This is a genomic window from Bradyrhizobium sp. SZCCHNR1015 (genome assembly GCF_032489875.1).
Taxonomy (GTDB): Bacteria; Pseudomonadota; Alphaproteobacteria; order Rhizobiales; family Xanthobacteraceae; genus Bradyrhizobium.
This window is the reverse complement of record NZ_JAUEYW010000011.1, coordinates 46612-66442: the sequence shown is the minus strand read 5'-3', so window position 1 is coordinate 66442 and position 19831 is coordinate 46612. Positions and strand designations below refer to the sequence as shown.

General features: G+C 65.7%; 15 protein-coding genes. 7 read left to right on the top strand and 8 right to left on the bottom strand.

The annotated features are described in order from the left end of the window. Positions 1–24 precede the first annotated feature (24 nt). From QX128_RS19350 to QX128_RS19325, 6 genes are all read left to right on the top strand, one after another. A complete protein-coding gene (locus tag QX128_RS19350) occupies positions 25–2442 on the top strand; it encodes a phosphoketolase family protein (RefSeq protein ID WP_316238239.1) in 2418 nt (805 codons plus the stop codon). A gap of 106 nt (positions 2443–2548) precedes the next feature. Continuing rightward, positions 2549–4474 (top strand): hypothetical protein, encoded by a 1926-nt coding sequence (locus QX128_RS19345; RefSeq protein ID WP_316238346.1) that lies wholly within the window; start codon positions 2549–2551, stop codon positions 4472–4474. An 8-nt stretch (positions 4475–4482) separates the two neighbouring features. Further along, positions 4483–6087, top strand: a complete 1605-nt coding sequence (locus tag QX128_RS19340; RefSeq protein WP_316238238.1) for a PEP/pyruvate-binding domain-containing protein — start codon at positions 4483–4485, stop codon at positions 6085–6087. 128 nt (positions 6088–6215) lie between these two features. Continuing rightward, positions 6216–6788, top strand: a complete 573-nt coding sequence (locus tag QX128_RS19335; protein WP_315802821.1) for a glycosyl transferase — start codon at positions 6216–6218, stop codon at positions 6786–6788. A gap of 65 nt (positions 6789–6853) precedes the next feature. After that, the gene (locus tag QX128_RS19330) at positions 6854–7783 is read left to right on the top strand and encodes a helix-turn-helix domain-containing GNAT family N-acetyltransferase (protein WP_316217310.1); all 930 of its coding nucleotides are present in this window, start codon (positions 6854–6856) and stop codon (positions 7781–7783) included. Positions 7784–7917: 134 nt separating this feature from the next. Further along, positions 7918–8331: a hypothetical protein gene (locus tag QX128_RS19325; protein ID WP_316238237.1), complete on the top strand. Its 414-nt coding sequence runs from the start codon at positions 7918–7920 to the stop codon at positions 8329–8331. Between the two features lie 29 nt (positions 8332–8360). On the opposite strand, the gene moaB is transcribed toward QX128_RS19325, so the two are convergent. Beyond that, complete coding sequence (gene moaB / locus QX128_RS19320) at positions 8361–8921, bottom strand: molybdenum cofactor biosynthesis protein B (RefSeq protein ID WP_315757051.1); 561 nt, start codon at positions 8919–8921, stop codon at positions 8361–8363. Between the two features lie 11 nt (positions 8922–8932). Continuing rightward, positions 8933–9853 (bottom strand): neutral zinc metallopeptidase, encoded by a 921-nt coding sequence (locus QX128_RS19315; RefSeq protein WP_315802817.1) that lies wholly within the window; start codon positions 9851–9853, stop codon positions 8933–8935. Positions 9854–10239: 386 nt separating this feature from the next. On the opposite strand from QX128_RS19315, the gene QX128_RS19310 reads away from it, so the two are divergent. Continuing rightward, positions 10240–11373, top strand: a complete 1134-nt coding sequence (locus tag QX128_RS19310; RefSeq protein ID WP_316178181.1) for a site-specific DNA-methyltransferase — start codon at positions 10240–10242, stop codon at positions 11371–11373. A gap of 3 nt (positions 11374–11376) precedes the next feature. Here the strand turns inward: QX128_RS19310 and QX128_RS19305 are convergent, their stop codons facing one another. From QX128_RS19305 to QX128_RS19280, 6 genes are all read right to left on the bottom strand, one after another. Further along, positions 11377–12390: a hypothetical protein gene (locus tag QX128_RS19305; RefSeq protein WP_316238236.1), complete on the bottom strand. Its 1014-nt coding sequence runs from the start codon at positions 12388–12390 to the stop codon at positions 11377–11379. Between the two features lie 319 nt (positions 12391–12709). Next, positions 12710–15241, bottom strand: coding sequence for an HWE histidine kinase domain-containing protein (locus QX128_RS19300; protein WP_316238235.1), 2532 nt, complete (start codon positions 15239–15241; stop codon positions 12710–12712). Then, positions 15238–15831, bottom strand: a complete 594-nt coding sequence (locus tag QX128_RS19295; RefSeq protein ID WP_316178176.1) for a biliverdin-producing heme oxygenase — start codon at positions 15829–15831, stop codon at positions 15238–15240. The genes QX128_RS19300 and QX128_RS19295 overlap by 4 nt, the downstream gene beginning before the upstream one ends. A gap of 126 nt (positions 15832–15957) precedes the next feature. Further along, on the bottom strand, positions 15958–16578 hold the full coding sequence (locus QX128_RS19290) for a glutathione S-transferase family protein (RefSeq protein ID WP_316238234.1): 621 nt from the start codon (positions 16576–16578) through the stop codon (positions 15958–15960). Positions 16579–16708: 130 nt separating this feature from the next. Continuing rightward, positions 16709–17695 (bottom strand): MBL fold metallo-hydrolase, encoded by a 987-nt coding sequence (locus tag QX128_RS19285; protein WP_316238233.1) that lies wholly within the window; start codon positions 17693–17695, stop codon positions 16709–16711. Positions 17696–18829: 1134 nt separating this feature from the next. Next, a complete protein-coding gene (locus QX128_RS19280; protein WP_316238232.1) occupies positions 18830–19642 on the bottom strand; it encodes an SDR family oxidoreductase in 813 nt (270 codons plus the stop codon). Between the last annotated feature and the right edge of the window lie 189 nt (positions 19643–19831).

Here is a 19831-nt window from a genome sequence, read left to right as displayed (position 1 = left end):
GAAGCGGACGGCAAGCGAGGTTACATGAACATCACGTCTTCCCACCAGACCATCCCGGCCGATGATCTCGACCTGCTCGACCGCTACTGGCGTGCGGCCAATTATCTCTCGGTCGGGCAGATCTATCTGCTCGACAACCCGCTGCTGCGCGAGCCGCTGAAAGCGGAGCACGTCAAGCCGCGCCTGCTCGGCCACTGGGGGACGACGCCCGGACTGAATTTCATCTACGCCCATCTCAATCGCGCCATCCAGGCCCAGGATCTCAGCGTCATCTATATCTGCGGTCCCGGCCATGGCGGTCCGGGCATGGTCGCAAACACCTATCTCGAAGGCACATACAGCGAGATCTATCCGGATATCACGGGCGATGCCGATGGCCTGCGCAAGCTGTTCCGGCAGTTCTCCTTCCCTGGCGGCATTCCGAGCCATGCGGCGCCGGAAACGCCGGGCTCGATCCATGAAGGCGGCGAGCTCGGCTACGCGCTGGTGCACGCCTATGGCGCGGCGTTCGATAATCCCGATCTGATCGTGGCCTGCGTGGTCGGTGACGGCGAGGCCGAGACCGGCCCGCTCGCCGCGTCCTGGCATTCGAACAAGTTCCTGAACCCGGCCCATGACGGCGCGGTGCTGCCGATCCTGCATCTCAACGGCTACAAGATCGCCAATCCCACCGTGCTCGGCCGCATGGGCGACGCCGAGCTCAAATGCCTGTTCGAAGGTTACGGTTATGAGCCGCTGTTCGTCGAAGGCGCCGAGCCCAGGGCGATGCATCGGCAGATGGCGGACGCGCTCGATGTCGCGCTCGCAAGCATCCGCTCGATCCAGCAGAATGCGCGTCAGCCGGATGCAACGATCCAACGGCCGCGCTGGCCGATGATCGTGCTGCGCAGCCCGAAGGGCTGGACGGGCCCGAAGGAGGTCGACGGACTCAAGGTCGAAGGTTTCTGGCGTGCCCACCAGGTGCCGATCGCCAATCCGCGCGGCAAGCCGGAGCATCTCGCGCTGCTCGAAGCCTGGCTGAAGAGCTACGAGCCGGACACATTGTTCGACGCGCAGGGCCGGCTGATGCCGGAGCTGCAGGCGCTGGCGCCGAAGGGCGCGCGGCGCATGGGCGCCAACCCGCACGCCAATGGCGGCTTACTCAAGCGTGAGCTCAAGCTCCCAAACTACCAGCATTTTGCGGTCGACGTGTCCTCTCCGGGCCAGACCATCGCTGAAGCCACGCGCGAACTCGGCAAGTTCCTGCGCGACGTGATCACGCTGAATGCAGAGACACGCAACTTCCGCATCATGGGCCCGGACGAAACCGCCTCGAACCGGCTCGATGCCGTGTTCGAGGTCACCGAGCGGGTGTGGATGGAGGGCATCGAGCCCTACGACGTCCACCTCGCCCATGACGGCCGCGTCATGGAGGTGCTGAGCGAGCACCTCTGCCAGGGCTGGCTGGAAGGCTATCTGCTCACCGGCCGCCACGGCCTGTTCTCCTGCTACGAGGCGTTCATCCACATCGTCGATTCGATGTTCAACCAGCACGCCAAATGGCTGAAAGTGTCACGCGAGCTGCCGTGGCGGCGCCCGGTCGCGTCGCTGAACTATCTCCTGACCTCGCATGTCTGGCGGCAGGACCATAACGGCTTCAGCCACCAGGATCCGGGCTTCGTCGACCTCGTCGCCAACAAGAAGGCGGACATCGTCCGCATCTACTTCCCGCCGGACGCCAACACGCTGCTGTGGATCGCCGACCACTGCCTGCGCACCTATGACCGCATCAACGTCATCGTCGCCGGCAAGCAGCCTGCGCCGCAATGGCTGTCGATGCAAGATGCGGCCATCCATTGCGACGCCGGCATCGGCATCTGGTCGTGGGCCGGCACCGAGCCCGCCGACGAGGAGCCCGACGTGGTGATGGCCTGCGCCGGAGACGTCCCGACTTTGGAAACGCTCGCTGCCGTCGATCTGCTGCGCAAGGAATTGCCCGACCTCAAGATCCGCGTCGTCAACGTCGTTGACCTCATGACCCTGCAGCCGAAGCAGGACCATCCGCACGGCCTCAGCGACCGCGACTTCGACAGCCTGTTCACGACCGACAAGCCGGTGATCTTCGCCTATCACGGCTATCCGTATCTCATCCATCGTCTCACCTACAGCCGCACCAACCATGCCGGCATGCACGTGCGCGGCTTCATCGAGGAAGGCACCACGACGACTCCGTTCGACATGGTCGTGCTCAACGAGCTCGACCGTTTCCACCTCGCCATCGAGGCGATCGAGCGCGTGCCCGGCCTCAGTGTGTCGGCGGCCCATGTGAAGCAGAAATTCCGCGACGCACTGATCGAGCATGCCCGCTACATCCGGGCGCATGGCGAGGACATGCCCGAGATCCGCGACTGGGTCTGGCCGAACAGCACCGGCGGCACCACGCCGACACAGGCAGGCGACTGACGTCGCCCGCACACCTTGTGTGACGGTTCGATGAATGATCCAACGCAAGGACTTGCGTGCGGTGCTGAGGCACGGTGACGGCATCGGAAACCTGATCGACGCCGTCATGAAATCCCAGATCATCAAGGAGCTCGGCGAAGCCGACATCCTGCTGCCGTCACTGATTGCCGACGGTCTCGCTGCCAACGACCGTGTCAAGGTGCGCATGAGCGCGCTGCAGGCCGCCGCCCAGCACGCTCAGGCGCCGGAACAGCGGCCGACCGATCTCTCGACCGAGTGCCGCGCCGCGCGCATCGCACCGGCTGATCTCGCGAGCCTGATCGGCGGCGCGCATCGCACCGCGACCGGACGCCTTGCCGCTCCCGGTCTCGCCGCGCTGATCGGTGATATCGAAAACGATACGCGCGCGATGATCCGCGCGGTCAACGCCGGACGAAGCTCCGAGGGCCAGTCTGCCGAACGCCGGCTCGGCACGATGCAACGCGCGGGCCTGCTGACGATAGGCGACGAAATCGATTTCACGCGCGTCGCGCGTCTGACTGGCGCCCAGGAAGAAGCGGACAGCCTGCACCGGCTGGTGATGGATCTCCACAAGGCGCTCAACCGCATCGCCGCCGACTGCGCCGAGGACACGCTCGACGGAGCTCATGTGTACGGGCTCGCCGCTGACGACAAGCCCGCTGTCGTCGCCTTCATGCGTGGGCTCAACGCGACGCGCGCACTCAAGTTCGACCATCCCGGCCTGGACACGATGGCGACCCGCGCCAGCGAACGCCTCCTAATCCAGAACGACATCGGCACCACCGATGCGCATGTCATGGTGATCGCGGTCCAAGGTCTGACGGTCACGGTCACCTACACCGACGTTCACCTCGCCCGCGCGAAGTTCTTCGTTCGCCTGTTCGATGGTTTCGCGGCGACCTGGAGCGGTCTCGACCGTCACACCGGGACGAACCTCGCGGACGAGAACGCGTTCTACCTGGTGACCGGCCAATTCCAGGGCAACACCGCGCAAGCGCGCGACGATTTCCTCACGGCACTCGGCGCCGCGCTGGTGTTCCTGATCGACTGGAACAAGGCCCGGAAACTGCTGCGGACCTGGCTGTCCAAGGATGATGCGATCAGACTTCTCGACTGGGCGGCGCGCAACCGGATCGGCCACCGCGCCTTCCTCGAGCTCGGCGGCAACGAACTGTTGGGTGCGGCCGTCCGAAACGCTGCGCCCCATCGTATCGGCTTCGGCGAACGTCTGGATCGCGCCCTGGGCCGCACCGCTGCAGTCGAATTTCTCAAGGCCGCGTTGCGTGCTGCGACCGAGGGCCTGCAGGCCGGCCGCTCGGTGCGGCTGGTCCGCGACCAGATCGAAGCCGATCTGGTGCGGCATCTCGATCGTGCCGACGGTGCGCTGCTCGCGATCGTGATGCGCCAGCTCGGCCTGGCCCACGACCTCGCCGCCGCGCTGAACCGCGATCTCAGTGCGCTGCAGTCCGGTGTTTCCGGCGACCGCAAGCTGCTGGCCGCACGCGCCAGCAGGATCGAACAGAAGGCCGACCGGATCGCGATCGAGGCCCGCGAGGAGATCACGCGGCTCAAGGCCGAGCCGCTGATCGCGCAACTGGTCGACCGGGTCGAAGAGGCCGTCGACGAACTCGAACAGGCGGCGTTCATCGCCTCGCTCGCGCCGGCTGCGATGCCGCCAACGCTGTCGGCGGCCTTGGCCGAGCTCTGCAAGGTCGCCATTGGCGGGATCGAGGCGGCCGCGAGCGGCCTCGCCGCCGCTGCCGAGGTGCCCGAAGGACGGCGGGCGGATTCCGATGATGCGCTCGCCGCCGTGCTGCGCCTCATGGACAGCGAACACGCGGCCGATGCGCAGGAACGCGCGATCACCGCCCTCGTGTTCACAGCGGGCTTCGACGTCGCGACATCGCTGTCCGGGCTGGAGCTGGCGCGCGCCATCGAGCGTGCGACCGACCGCCTGGCGAGCTTCGGACATCTGCTGCGCCAGTACATCATGATCGATCTCGCGGGTTAGGAACTGCCATGTCCATCATTTGCATTTTCGGCACGAACACCGAGCCATGCTCGGCCGAGACCGTCGGCGCCAAGGCCGCCAATCTGGCGCGCATGGCGACGCTCGGACTGCCCGTGCCGCCGGCCTTCGTGCTTCCCGTCGAGCTCTGCGCCGACATCATTGCGAACCAGGCCGATGCCGAACGGCGCCTGCGCGACGGCCTGCGGGCGGGCATCCGGTTTCTCGAACAGACGACCGGCCGGGTCTTCGGCGATCATCGCCGGCCCTTGCTTGTATCCGTCCGCTCCGGCGCTGCGCGATCCATGCCGGGCATGCTCGACACCGTGCTCAATGTCGGCTGCACCTCGGCTGCCATGCGCGGCCTGATCCGCAGCACCGGACGGCCGCGCCTCGCCTTCGACTGTCGCCGGCGCTTCATCGAGAGCTTCTCCGAAACCGTGCTCGGCTTCGATGCCGGGACGCTCGCGGCGCGGCGCGACGAGCTGGTTGCGCACGAAGGTGTTGCCAACGACCGGGATCTGGACAGCGAAGCCATTGCGCGGCTCGCGGCCGACGAACAGGCGCTGGTCGAGACCGGCAGCGATGGCTGGCTGGAGGATGCCGCAGCGCAGCTCATGGCCGCGGCGCGTGCCGTCTATGGTTCGTGGAGCAGCGAGCGTGCGCAGACCTATCGCAAGCTGCAGAACCTGGAACACCTGCGCGGCACAGCCGTGACCGTGCAGACGATGGTGTTCGGCAATGGCGGTCTCAGCTCGGGCGCGGGTGTCGCGTTCTCGCGCGATCCCTCCACCGGGGCGCGGCAGCCCATGATCGACCTCGTGCTCGATGCGCAGGGCGAGGACGTCGTCTCCGGTCGCCGCATGCCGGACAGCGAGGATGCGATCACGCGCGCACTTCCCGCTCTGCGGGATGAGCTCGGTGCGGTGCTGCGGCAGCTCGAACAGGCATTCGGCGACGTTCAGGACGTCGAGTTCACCGTTGAAGATGGCCATTTGTGGATTCTTCAGACCCGGGCCGCCAAGCGCACGCCGCGCGCCGCGTTGAGGTTTGCGGTGGATTTGGTTCGCGAGCGGGTCATCGCGCCTCATGAGGCCCTGGAGCGGCTGGCCGACATCGATCTGGAGCGGCTGGTCGAGACGTCGCTGGTCGCGGCCGGCGCCCCGGTCGCAACAGGCATCGGTGCCTCCGGCGGCATCGCCACAGGGCGCGCCGCCTTCGACGCGGACGGCGCCAAGCGGCTGGCCGCCAGCGGCGAGCCGGTCATCCTAATGCGCCCGGATACCTCGACCGCTGATGTCGCGGGCTTCGCTGTCGCGGCCGGCATCGTGACGTCGGTCGGCGCACGCACCGCCCACGCCGCTCTGGTCGCGCGCCAACTCGGGCGGCCCTGCATCGTCGGCTGTCGTGCGCTCGAGGTGCGTGTCGAAGCCGGCTGCGCGACACTCGCCGGAACGCCGGTCGGAAGCGGCGAGTGGGTGACCATCGACGGCGATCGAGGCTGCCTCTATCTCGGACGGCTGGAGATCGTGGCGACTCGACCCGACGCCGAGCTGGCCGAGGTCGCGGCCTGGCGCAGCGGTGCGACCCAGCCCGACAAACGGCTGTCCGCCTGACCCTCCCTTTTCCTCCCCGTGCCGCCAAACCGGCATGCTGCAAAATTCCGCAGCGCAGCGGGCTGATTTGGCTATGACAAGATGATAACAATCATGCCGGAGGCGCGACAGATAACGATGCCAGGTTCATGCTGAGCGTGATCATCCCGACCGAAGGTGTCGAGCAGACCGCCGTGGCCACCCTGTCGGCGCTGGTGCCCGGCGCTGCGGCCGGTGTCGTCACCGAGGTGCTGTTGGTCGATCGCTCGCCCGATTCCAGCGTGATCGAACGTGTCGCCGACGTTGCCGGCTGCCACTTCATGAAGTTCGAGGGCTCCCAGGCCGCTGCCCTCGCGGCAGGGGCGGCGAAAGCGCGTGCGCCCTGGCTGATGTTTCTGCCGGCCGGCGCGATGCTCGATCCCGGCTGGATCGACGAAACCATGCAGTTCGTCCAGAGCGTCGCCGCCGCTGGCCGGCCGCGCGCCGGCGTCTTCCGCTATGCCCGGTCTCCCTATGCCGCCATCAGCCTGCGCGACCGGCTGCGCGCGGTTGCGCGGGTCCTGGTCGGACCGCTCGGCGATCAGGGCCTGCTGATCGCCAGGGATCACTACCGGCAGCTCGGTGGATACAAGCCCGACCACAAGCGCGCCGAGACGCGGCTGCTGCGTCAGCTCGGCCGGTCCTCGCGGACGATGCTGCGCAGCCGGATCGTGATGGTGTAGCGGCACGACCATACTTGCCAACGTCAACCAATTGATTGACAATGGCAAATATTGGAGGTGCCCCCATGAATTCCACCCCAGCCGACGGCCAGGTCGCCGCCATCCGCGCGTTCAACCGCTTCTACACCAGGAAGCTCGGCGCACTGGACCAGCATCTGCTCGACAGTCCGTTTTCGCTGGCCGAGGCGCGTGTGCTCTATGAGCTCGCACAGTACGAGGCCATCTCGGCCAAGGAGATCGGTCTCTCGCTCGGCCTCGATGCCGGCTATCTCAGCCGCATCGTCCAGAGCTTCGACGAGCAGGGGCTGATCACCCGCACGCCTTTGCCAACCGACCGCAGGCAGCAGCAGCTCGGCCTGACCGCGAAGGGACGGCAGGCCTATGCCAAGCTCGACCGCAGCTCGCAGAAGGAGATCGCGGCCATGCTGGCGCCGCTGGCGCCCTCCGTGCGCGACCGGCTGGTCGGTGCAATGACGACGATCGCGACCGCCCTGGAGCCGCAGCAGCCAGGCCGCTCCCCGGTCCTGCTGCGCAGCCATCGTCCGGGCGACATCGGCTGGGTGGTTTCACGGCATGGCGCCGTCTACGCCGAGGAATATGGCTGGGACGTCTCGTTCGAGGCGCTGGTCGCCGAGATCGGCGCACAGTTCATCAGGAGCTACGATCCGGCGCGCGAGCACTGCTGGATCGCCGAGCTCGCGGGCGAGCCGGTCGGCTCGATCTTCCTGGTCAAGGGCAGCGGCGAGGTCGCCAAGCTGCGGCTGCTGCTGGTCGAGAAGAAGGCACGCGGGCTCGGCGTCGGCCGGGCTCTGACCGAACAATGCATCCGCTTCGCGCGCGAGAAGAACTACAGGACGATCGAGCTGTGGACGCAGAGCATTCTCACCGCCGCGCGCGACATCTATGCCCGCGCCGGGTTTCGCAAGATCGCCGAGGAGCCGCACGCCATGTTCGGCGTCCCGCTGACCGGCGAGACATGGCGGCTGGAGCTGTAGCCGCGCGGCTAGCACAACAACCGCCGGTGGGCCGAGGATCACCTCCACAACAGGCTGCGCATGCCGATTGCGAAGTTCCGGCGCGCCGGTAGTATCGCGCCAAACTGGGGCGGGTATCGGCAGTGATGCAATCGATGATGCGTTCGAAGCTTGCGGCGCTTGTCGCGCTGGCAGGCGCGTTTGGGGTCGAGACTGGGACGGCGGCTCACGCCGCGCCCAAAGGGCGCGCAACGGTCGCGATTACGCGCACGACGGACTTCCTCTATCTGGCGGCGCCGGCGGCGATCGAGATCAATGGCGCCAAGGTGGCGAGCCTTGGCCGCGGCGAGAGCTATAGCGGCCCGATTGCGCCGGGCGCCACCACGATCACCGTATCGACATGGTCCTCGCCGGGCTCGTCGAACATTCGTTTCACCGCCGTGCCCGGCAAGACCTATCGGATGGTCGTGGGGCCGCGCGGCCAGAATTTCGCGGCCAGCATGATGGGCGGCCTCATCGGCGCGGCGATCGAAGGCGGCGGTGCTTTCGAGATCGTACCAACGAAGTGAGACGCGCGATACGGCATCGCGCCGTGGCCCTACGCCGTCGCGCCCTGCGCCTTGGGCCGGCGCAGATGCTCGTCGAGCCGCGGCATGATCTCGACGAAGTTGCAGGGTCGCGTGCGATAGTCGAGCTGGGCGGCGAGGATGCCGTCCCAGCCGTCACGGCAGGCGCCCGGTGATCCCGGCAGGCAGAAGATGTAGGTCGCCCCGGCGACGCCGGCCGTGGCCCGGCTCTGGATCGTCGACGTCCCGATCTTGGCGTGGCTCAGCATGTGGAAGGCGATCGAGAAGCCGTCCATGCGCTTCTCGAACAGGGGCTCGATCGCTTCCGGCGTGACGTCACGGCCGGTGAAGCCGGTGCCGCCGGTGGTGATGACGACGTCGACGCCGGGGTCGGCGATCCACGACTTCACCACCGCGCGAATCTTCTCGACATCGTCGGTGACGATCTCGCGCGCCGCGAGCCTGTGGCCGGCGGCGGTCAGGCGGTCGCTCAAGGTGGTGCCCGACTTGTCGTCGGCGAGCGAACGCGTGTCCGACACCGTCAGCACGGCGATGTTGAGGGGAATGAAGCTCTTGCTCTCGTCGATCGCCATGAGCGCGTCTCCTACAGCGAACCGGCGCTGAACGTATTGCAGGCCTGCACCGTGCCCTGCTGATAGCCGACCATGAACCAGCGCTTGCGCTGCGCGGCAGAGCCATGGGTGAACGAATCCGGCACCACGCGTCCGGTCGCCTTCCGCTGCAGGGTGTCGTCGCCGATCGCCGAGGCCGTCGTCAGCGCGGCGTCGATGTCGCCATCCTCGAGGAAGCCCGGACGCTTCTTGGCCTCACGATTGACCCACACCCCGGACAGGCAATCGGCCTGCAGCTCGACCTTGACCTGCAGCGCGTTGGCTTCGGCCTTGTTGTCCGACTGCTGCTGCATCCGCGTGACGCGCGGCAGGATGCCGAGCAGGTTCTGGACGTGGTGTCCCGCCTCGTGGGCAATGATGTAGGCCGCGGTGAACTTGCAGGCGCTGCCCGAGCAGCCCCGGAAGCGCGTCTCGACCTCGCGGAAGAAGTTGGTGTCGAGGAAGATCTGCCGGTCCGGCGGACAGTAGAACGGCCCCATCGCCGACTGCGCCATGCCGCAGCGGCCGCCATTGGTGCTGTTGCGAAACAGCACGATCTTGGGCCCGGTATAATTCTGGCCGCTGGCCTGGAAGATCTCGCTCCAGCGGTCGTCGATCTCGCCGAGCACACCGGAGATCATGTCACCCATCTCGTCCTTCGGCGCGCCGGTCTTGCCGGGCGACCGCCGGTCGGCCTGCTCCATCGGCGCGCCGCCACGGGTGATCATCTCGGCGCCGCCGATCAGGATGCGCGGGTCGATGCCGAAGGCGTAGCCGATCAGGCCGAGCACGATGATGGTGCCAATGCCGAGCCCGCCGCCGCCGATCGGCAGACCCATACCGCCGCCCATCCCGCCGCCTTCGTCGCGACGGTCGTCGATGTCGTCGCTGCGACGGAAATCATCGTAACGCATGGCGGCCTTTCCTCACTGTCCTTGCGCGGCTCTGCGCGAAATGCCTAACGCGGCAAACAGGTAAAATTTCCACTGTGTTAATCAATAACCCGGCCGGCAAATTTTGCCTAGCGCGAGCCGAAAAATCCGGCATGTGCAACCTCCCCTCGCCGGGCGGCGGCGTGCGCGCGAAGCGAAAAAGCCCATCGCAATCGCCACGTTGCGCAGAGATCATCGCGCATCGACGAACGGCTCATCATCGTCGGTGCGCGTGATGAACGCGTGCGCATCGATGCGAAAAATTTTCCCGATTAAGTCCATTTTTACTTTGCCACGTCAATGTGTGGGCAGTCGGTTGTTAGGTCCCGCGTCGCCGACAGCGTCGCCTGAGTCAGAGTTCTTGAGTCATGGTAGAGTCGCGTCGCGGGGCGTCTGCAAAGGCGCCCCGCACTAAATTTCAGCCGCTTGAAGAGCAACGAATCATCGTCGGCGACTGCGTCGCCGAGATGTCGAAACTGCAGGCCGCATCCGTCGACCTGGTGTTCGCGGATCCTCCCTACAATCTGCAGCTCAAGGGCGAGCTCAAGCGTCCCGACGAATCGCAGGTCGATGCCGTCGACGACGATTGGGACAAGTTCTCCTCGTTCGCCGCCTATGACGACTTCACCCGCGCCTGGCTGCTCGCCGCGCGCCGCGCGATGAAGCCGAGCGCGACGATCTGGGTGATCGGCTCCTATCACAACATCTTCCGCGTCGGCGCGATCATGCAGGATCTCGGCTTCTGGATCCTCAACGACATCGTCTGGCGCAAGTCCAACCCGATGCCGAACTTCCGCGGCCGCCGCTTCACCAACGCGCACGAGACCATGATCTGGGCCGCGCGTGACGAGAAGGCGAAGGGCTACACGTTCAACTACGAAGTGCTGAAGGCCGCCAACGAGGACGTTCAGGCGCGCTCGGACTGGCTGATTCCGTTGTGCACCGGCGAGGAGCGGCTGAAGGACGGCGACGGCAAGAAGGTTCATCCGACGCAGAAGCCCGAGGGCCTGCTGGCGCGGGTGCTGCTGTCGTCATCGAAGCCCGGCGATCTCGTGATCGATCCGTTCAACGGCACCGGCACGACCGGGGCCGTGGCGAAACGCCTCGGCCGCCGCTACATCGGCTTCGAGCGCGACAAGGTCTATGCGAAAGCGGCAGAGCGGCGCATCGCCGCGGTCGAGCCGCTGCCCGAGGCCACGCTCGCACCGTTCATGACGGCGCGCGAAGCGCCGCGCGTCGCCTTCTCGGAGCTGATCGAGCGCGGCATGATCGCGCCCGGCACCAAGCTCGTCGACTCCAAGCGCCGCCATGGCGCGCTGGTGCGCGCCGATGGGGCCATCATGCTGGGCGACAAGGTTGGCTCGATCCACCGCATCGGCGCGGTGGCACAAGGTCTGCCGGCCTGCAACGGCTGGACCTTCTGGCATGTCGAGACGAAGGGCGGCCTCAGGCTGATCGACGAATTGCGCGCCGAGATTCGCTCCGAGATGTCCGTCGCCTGACGCTCACGAATTCCGGCGTTCCTGTCCGGAATAACGCGCCAGCAGGTCTTCGACCTCGTACTGCTCATCGTAGCGAGCGTCGTCGCGCGGCACGACCGAGACCTGCGCAGTCGACTGCGACGATTTACCCCTGCGTCCCGCCAGGGCCGGATAGTAGCTGTCCACCGGCGGCAGCTGCATGCGATCGAGCTCAGGCTCCGCCGGCCAACGCGTGACGCGCCGGGCGGCCGCCGGCTCGATGCGGAGCTGCCGCCTGCCCCGGGCGCGCGCAAACAGCACGCTGATCGAGAAGCCCGCAATCGCGACTGCGCCGAGGAAAGCGAACATCCGCGTCTTGGACGCATCGTCCCCGGACATGCCGATCGTCACGGCCGGCGACGCATCCGCAGCGGCCAGCGCCGGCGTCGCGGGAGCAGCCGCTTCCGCGGCGCTGGTGTCGCTGGCGGCAGCGAGCGTGTAGGAGGATGCGCGCGGCGCGCCGGGCTCCGCCGCTGCCTGCAGCGTGCCGGACTGGTCGGGCCAACGCGTCGCAACAGCAGATTCGTTCACAGCCGCGCCGACCGGGTCGGGCGCACCCGCCGACGCTGACGCGACGGGCGCCGGCGCGGCGACCGGTGCAGGCGCGGCCGGAAATGCAGCAACCGACGGAAACGCAGACGTCGCCGGCACAGACGCCGCAGCGGTCGGCGTCGAGGACACGACCTTCACCTCATCGGCGGCGTCCTTGGACGACGATTGGATCTCGGCACGTGCATTGGCCGCGGTCGACGAGAGCTGAGCCCGCTCCTTCTGCGAGGCGAGCTTGCGCGTGACCAGCGACGCGCCCTTCGCTTCGCGATCGTCGTCGCGCAGATACCAGCACTGCTTCTTGGTCGCGCGATCGATGCGATAGAACCAGTGCTTCCCCGCCGGCGTCCCCGCAGGCTTTGCAAGGCATTCGTCTGCAGCCGATGCCGGTGTAAACTCGATTGTCGTCGCAGCCGCTCCCGCCAGCACGGCGATAGCAACGCACGGCAACAAACTCGTCGTTCGATTCGTCATCAGACCTCCGACGATTCAACGCGCCCCCGTTGCGCCGTTTCGGCGATGACTTCGTTCGGAATAAGGCTGCGGAGGTTCCATTTGTCGAAACAATGTTAGAACAGCGGTGTCCTTTGGATGCGTTCTAATATTTTCGGGCTGTTTTGTCGCAGCAACAGTGGGAATAGTCGATGCTGTGTCTCCCATCGTGCGTTATGTCGCTCACGACAAACACGCGGATGTGAGAAAACCCAAGACTGCAATCATGAATGCCAATCACCGCGACGCGCAAAGCCGACTTTGATGCGCGTGCGACTCATTTGATCTTCATCAATGCCTTCTCGACGACTTCGCGCGTGTACGGCTTCTGAATCACCGGCATGTCGGACAGCTCCGCAGGAATCGGCGCACGCTCGCCATAGCCGGTCGCGAACATGAAGGGCACGCCGAGTTCCTTCAACCGGTGCCCGACCGGCAGGCTGCTCTCCGCGCCAAGGTTGATGTCGAGCAGCGCGAAGCTCGGCACCGCGCGCTCGATCGACTTCAACGCCTGATTGACGGAGGCCGCGGTGTCGATGTGCCGCGCACCCAGCTCGAGCAGAATCACTTCGGCGCCCATCGCGATGATCAGATTGTCCTCGACGATCAGCACCGTACCGGACAGCCGCGGCGTGTCCTCTTCCTTGAACTGATGACGGGAGGGAGCGCCTGTCATCGCCGGCACCATCTGGACGAAATTGGCAGGGATCACGAAACGCGCCTGCACGCCGAGCAGGTCGAAGCGGATCTCGGCGTCGCCCTTGAGGTCGAACGGCACCGAACGCTCGATGATGGTGGTGCCGAAGCCGCGCCGCGACGGCGGCTGCACAGGCGGGCCGCCGCTCTCCTTCCAGTCGATGACCAGGCTCGAGCCGGGATCGAGCCGCCAGATCACCTGCACCTGTCCGGTGGAGTCGGCCAGCGCGCCGTATTTCGCCGAGTTGGTCATCATCTCGTGCACGACGAGCGCGAGCGTTGCAAACGCCTTGGGGTCGAGCGCGACATCCGGCCCTTCCATCAGCACCCGCCCTGCCCGCGAACCGAGATAGGCCCCCGCTTCCGATTCGAGCAGCGCGCGCAACGCGACCGGCGCCCAATTGAGATTGGTGATCTGGTCGTGTGCGCGCGCCAACGACTGAATGCGACCGCCGAGCACGGAAGCGAACTCCTCGACAGAGCTCGAGGTCTCCTTGCTGTGCGCGACCAGGCCGCGCACGAGGCTGAGGATGTTGCGGACGCGGTGATTCAGCTCCGCGATCATCAGCTCCTGCCGCTCCTGTGCGCCGCGGCGCTCGCGCGCGGCGAGCTCCGAAAGCTGCAGGATCACTTCAAGCAGAGTGATGCGCAGGCCCTCGGCGATGCGCAGGTCCGCCGAAGACCATGGCTTCGACTGGCCGGCCACCGTCTGCTGCCACAGCTCGAAGCTCTTGCGCGGCGTCAGGCGCGGCCCGAGCGGCCCCTCGGCATAGGTCTTGTTCGGATCGCCCGCCCAGTTGACCGAGCGCAACACCTCGCGGCGGAAGAAGATCAGGCAGTCGCGCGGCGTGCGCGAGATCGGGACGGCGAGGAAGCCGGCGGCGCGATCGCGGAATACCTCGCCGGCCGCGTACACCTTGGCAATCTCGGCGCTGGCGCAGATGCGGCTGGGGGAGGTCCGGTTGATGAAGCCGATGAGGTCCTGCACCTCCTCTTCGGTCGGCGTCTCGCCCTCGAGCGTGATCTCGTCGTCGGACCACACGGCGATGCCGTCGCACTCGATCATCTGCCGATAGTCGGCGACAAGGTCGAGGATCGCGCGCTTGCTGTGCGCCTGCGCAGCCGCGCGCTCGATCAGCCGTTCCTGGATCTGATGCGCACGCGCCTCATAGGCGACGTCGGTCTCGCGCTCGCGCGCCTCGAGCAGCCAGGAGTACATCTGGCCGAACAGCTCGGCCGCGGTACGCTTCTCGAACGACAGATGATGCGGCGCATAGTGATGGCAGGCGAACAGGCCCCACAGCTTGCCTTCGCGCAGAATCGAGACCGACATCGACGCGGCGACGCCCATGTTGCGGAGATACTCGATGTGAACGGGCGAGACCGCGCGCAGCACGCTCATCGACAGGTCGAGCAGTCCGGCATTGTGCGTAGGCGTCGACTGCAGCGGCGCAGGCGCGGCGTTGATGTCGGCGATGATCCGGAGCCAGTTGCGCTGATAGAGCTGCCGCGCCTGCTTGGGAATGTCCGAGGCCGGATAATGCAGCCCGAGGAACGGCTCCAGGCCGGAGCCCGCGACCTCGGCGATCACCTCGCCCGAGCCGTCGGGATGAAACCGATACACCATCACACGATCGAAGCCGGTCAGCAGCTTGAGCTGGCGCGCCGCCTCCTGCGCCAGATCCATCATCCCCGTCGTCTTGCGGATGCGGCCGAGCATCAGCCGCACCAGTTCGCCGGAATTGACGCCGGGCTCGATCAGACTGGGCTCGGCCTCGACGACGAGATACGCACCGGAAAAGTGGATGGCGAGGTCGAAAAGCTTGCCACGACCCTGCAGATCGACGCCGAACACGCGCTCGACCGCATCCGGGCCGCTGAGATAGTCGACCCTGGCACGGATCGCGGCCGCGGCCGCCTCCGAGAGCACGGCATCGAGCGGCCGCTGCAGCAGCCACCCGAGGTCGCCGCCGAGAAAGTCCGGCGCGTTCTCCGAGGCCATGCATATGGTGAAGTCCGACACCAGCGCCAGCAGGAATCCGAACGGCTGCACCGTTCCGGGGACATGGATCGGCTCGCGATCGCAATTGGTGAGGTTGACCGGCTCGTTCATGCTGCTGCCATCGCCTTCGCAAACATCGCGAACGCTTCGCGTGCACTCATGATCACTCTGACATCGTCGCCGGGAGGAAGCGGCTCTTCCGCAAGCTGTGACAGGAAGCTGCGCCACAGCCCCTGCCCCGCGCCGTGACGCAGATAGCGCGTTGCCCGTCGCACGCGGGGGTCGGCCGAAGCCGCGACGATGCGCAGCAGATAGGCCGCCCCGAGACGCGAGCCTTCCAGAACATAGAGCGTGCCGAAGACGAAGGCACGATCGAGCGGCCGCGCCGGCAGGTCCATGGGAACGATACGGCCGTTGAGATCGGCAAGATCGGCGCGGATCGCCTCCGCGCGCCGCCGCCGGGTCCAGTCGCCGAGCATCGCGTCGGCGCCGGCACGGTCGAGCATCTGTTCCAGCGGCAACAGCACGGCCGCGCTCGCCTGCAGGAAGCGGCGATAATGCGCCGTCGTGGTCAGGTCGAAGCAGCTGAGGCGCTCGTCGAGGGCATGATGAGCCGCCGACGTGGCGGCCTTCAATCTGTCGCGAATGCCCTCGGTGCCGTCAGCGGGAATTGGATCATCGGAAATGGCAGCCAGCGACATCAAGGGGCTCAGAAAAAGGAGATGGGGCCGCGCGGCGCGCCACGGCCTCATGCAACGTCACTGGAACGGGTGAGTTCCCGCTCCAAGCGACGTTTTTTCTGGCATCCCCGGGGGCCTTGGCATTCCTCAGGCCGAGACCTCGGCAAGCGCCTTCTTCACCGCCGGCCGTTCAGCCATGCGCTTGAAATGAGCGGCGACCTTCGGGAAGGCGTTGATGTCGACGCCGTCGCCCTCGAGCCATTGCGCGATCGTGAACAGATAGGGATCGCAGATCGTGTACTGCTCGCCCATCACCCAGGGACCGCGCAACATCTTCTGCTCGATCAGCGCGAAGCAGGCACCCATCGTCTCCGGCACCTTCTTCTTCATGTCGGCGAAAGAGGAGTCTTCGGTCGCCCAGCGATAGCCGCGCATCTTGTGCGCGTGGGCGATGTGGACCGTCGAGCAGAGATAGCTGGTGAACGACTGCACCTCCGCGAAGGCGAAGACATCGTCGAGCGGTGCAAGACGAGCCTCCGGGAAGCGCTGCGCGATATAGGCGAGCATCGCCGGCGTCTCGGTCAGAACCCCCTGCTCGGTCACCAGCGCCGGAACGCGCCCCTTGGGATTGATCGCGAGATATTCCGGGCTGTTCTGCTGGTTGGTCTTGAAGCTGAGCTTCTCGGCGACGTAGTCGGCGCCGGTCTCGGCCAGCGCGATGTGTGAAGCGAGCGCGCAGGTGCCTGGCGCCACATAGAGCTTGAGCATGGTGATCCCTGACAAGACGAGACCCAAAACCTAGCGGCGGCGGCATCGGCCGTCCATCCCGCTGTCGAGGGAACACGTCTGCGCAGCCAGCATGCGCCGGCGGTCGGGCAAACGGCAAGGCGGCCTCAGGTCACAGCGGCGCCACCTCCATCGTGTGGACCGCCGTCGGGTAGTAGCGGAAGCCGTCACCGGCCTTGCCGATGTGCCCGATGCCCGGCCATGGGAAGTGATAACCGAGGATCCGCGTCCGGTTGGCGGCGAGCATGTCGAGCACGCGGACGCGGGTCTTGGCGGCCTGCTTCGGGTCGGTGTCATAGGCGAACTCGATCAGCGGCTTTTCGATCAGCAGCACCGGATGATGGGAGATGTCGCCGATATAGGCGAGCTGATCCTTGCCCGACTGGATCAGGAAGATCGTATGCCCGACGGTGTGGCCCGGCGTGAACATCGCCTGGACGCCCGGCAGGAACTCCTGGCCGTCCTTGAAGAAGGTGATGCGGTCCTTGACAGGAACGAGATTGCGCACCGCCTGCTCGTAGAACGCCTTGTAATTGGGGCCGACCTTGGCCTCGTCGGTCCAGAAGGTGAAGTCGGCTTCGGAGATGAACAGCTCGGCATTGGGGAAGCTCGGCTTGCCGTCCGGGCCGATGACGCCGCCGCAATGATCGATATGGGCATGCGTCATGACCAGCGCATCGACGTCCTTGGCCTCGATGCCCGCCTGCTTCAAGGTCATCAGCATCTTGCCGGTGGTGTCACCGAACAGCTTCGAGACACCCATGCCGTTGTCGAAGATGATGATCTTGTCTCCTGTGTTGAGCACCAGGATGTTCTGCTCGAGGGTCGCGGCGCCTGTCGGCAGAAAGTTGCTCGTCAGCATTCCATCGAGATCACCGGGAGAAATGCCGAGGAACGCCGCATGGGGATCGCCGAGCGGCAGCACGCCGTCGGAGATGATGGTGGCCTCGGCCGAGCCGAGCTTGAAGCGGAAGAAGGTCGGCGCCTGCGTTTTCAGGAACGGCCCCTTGGCCAGGACGGGACTCGTGAGACCGTACAGCCCGGCCGCAGCGCCAAGGCCCAGCATCGAACGACGTGAAAATCCTGTTAGCTTTGTCATCTTTGCCTCCCCAAATCGATCTTATCCTTGCTCGCGTTGGTCCGAGCTGCCGATCATGATGTTGTCACTTCAACAAGGTGCCGACGCTTTCCCCTTCTCGATCAGCACGCCCGTTCTCGATGAGCACGCCGCTCATGGTCATGTGCAGCACCGGTTTCCGCGCTCACCCCTCATGGTGAACAAGCGCGCAACGCCGTCTCCGGACGATGCTACGCATCGCCGGGAGAACCATGAGGCCCCAGGGTGGCCTCGCCCTTCGAGACGCCCGCCTGCGGCGGGCTCCTCAGGGTGAGGAGCAGCAGCTCGGAACAGGTCTGCGCGCTCGAAGAGCACGACCATCAAACACAATCTAAGATTATCTACATCTGCAATGCAGTCGCAACGTAAAAGACAAGCCAAGCGAAAGGATTCACCGCTGCAGTCGCGAAACTTGGCGCAGCATCGGCGGTTGCTTGCAGAATGATCGTTCCAGGCGACGCGACGCAGGGTCCATCGGCGCGGATCGGATGTCTGGCTATGCGAGTCAGGCACGCCCCTGCCCTTGAGAAGCAGTGTTCCTGTCGATCGATGGCGAAACACGACAGACACGACCTCGCCGTCTCGCGGCGCAACGCGCCCGAGCTGTTGCCGAGAAGGACCCTCGCAAAGAGGAGGGCGCAGGGAATGCCGGGTGCTGGCCGCAACCCATGGCCCGCCTGCAACAAAGAAAGCAGGCGGCAGTCACCACAGGTCCAGCCGGTCATCCGGCATTCCCTGCGCGATGGGCTTCCGTCTTATACGTGATCTCCCTGGTGCGCCGGGCTTTCTGGCCACCATCCCCACGCGAAGCGAAGCCTCGTCGTGAGTTGACATCAGCGTCGGGATGTCAGGACCACACGATTTCAACGTCCGCGAAAGACCTCGCACCCGCACCACGACAGCAAGCCGCCGCAGCGCTGCACGAGACCGGTCGACGTCGCTCGTCCTGACGACGCCGTCGCAGCCACCGCATCCCGCCCCGCGTGTCGTGACGACGCGTACGCCCCTCCTACTGGAACGGAACGGCTGGATAAGACACCTGATTTGGGGTGGAAGTCAAGAAATATTCTGAAAAACAGAAGACGCATCCTAGGTCTGAAGGGCAGAACGATGAACTCACCCCGGGGGCTTCCGCTCGTGCTTTGCGACAATGCGAGCGCCAAGTCTACGCGCAATCGATGGCAAGAGCCGAAGGCTGAGGACGGCCAGCCGGGCGCGCCGACCCGGAACGATGAGATACCGCTCGCGCTGGATTCCCTGCAACGTATCCGCGACCACGATGTCCAAGGGAGTTCTCGGGATGGTCAGCGTATGTCGCCGGTTCTCCGGTGTCCGATAGGAATCGAGCTCCGCCACCATCGGCGTCTCGAACTCCGCCGGGCAGACGAGATGAACCTTGATACCTTGGCGCAGCAGCTCGTAGTGCAGGCATTCGGTGAAGCCGACCAAGGCATGTTTCGCAGATCCATAGGCGGTGAAACCGAAAATGCCGGTCAAACCAGCGATCGATGCTATATTGATCAACCGCCCGCCAGTGGCGCCCAGATGGGGTAAAGCAGCCCTGGTGACGTTCACCACACCAAAGAAATTGGTTTGCATCACGTCCCGGAAGTCATTGTCGGTGAGGGTCTCGAACCGCCCCTCGCGCATCACGCCGGCATTGTTGAACACCATGTCGATCCCGCCTCGGCGACGAGCAACCTCCCCGATGGCCTGGAACGTCGCAATTGGATCGCCAACATCGACGGCCTGAACCTCGATGTCGGCGCCGGCGTGTCGCCGACGAAGTTCGTGAGCCGCGAGGTCCAGATTATCGGTCCGCCGCGAGAGGAGCGTCAGCCGAGCGCCTTGAGGGGTAAGCGCGTTCGCTATCGCAAAGCCCAGGCCTGTCGCTCCCCCGGTGATGACAATGCTAAGTGAACGAAACATGTGAGAATCCTTGCTGAGCTTCCCAGGTGCCGTTGCTGAGCAGGACTTCGGACAAGCTCCCAGTGCTTGAAGCCTCCGGTGAGACCCCGCAGGGCGACGGCCCGTCGCCGCAAGGCATGACCACATCGTCTTCGTGCTGCCACATCCGAGCTATTCCGATCGGTATTTGAGCGACAGCGGACCGCATGC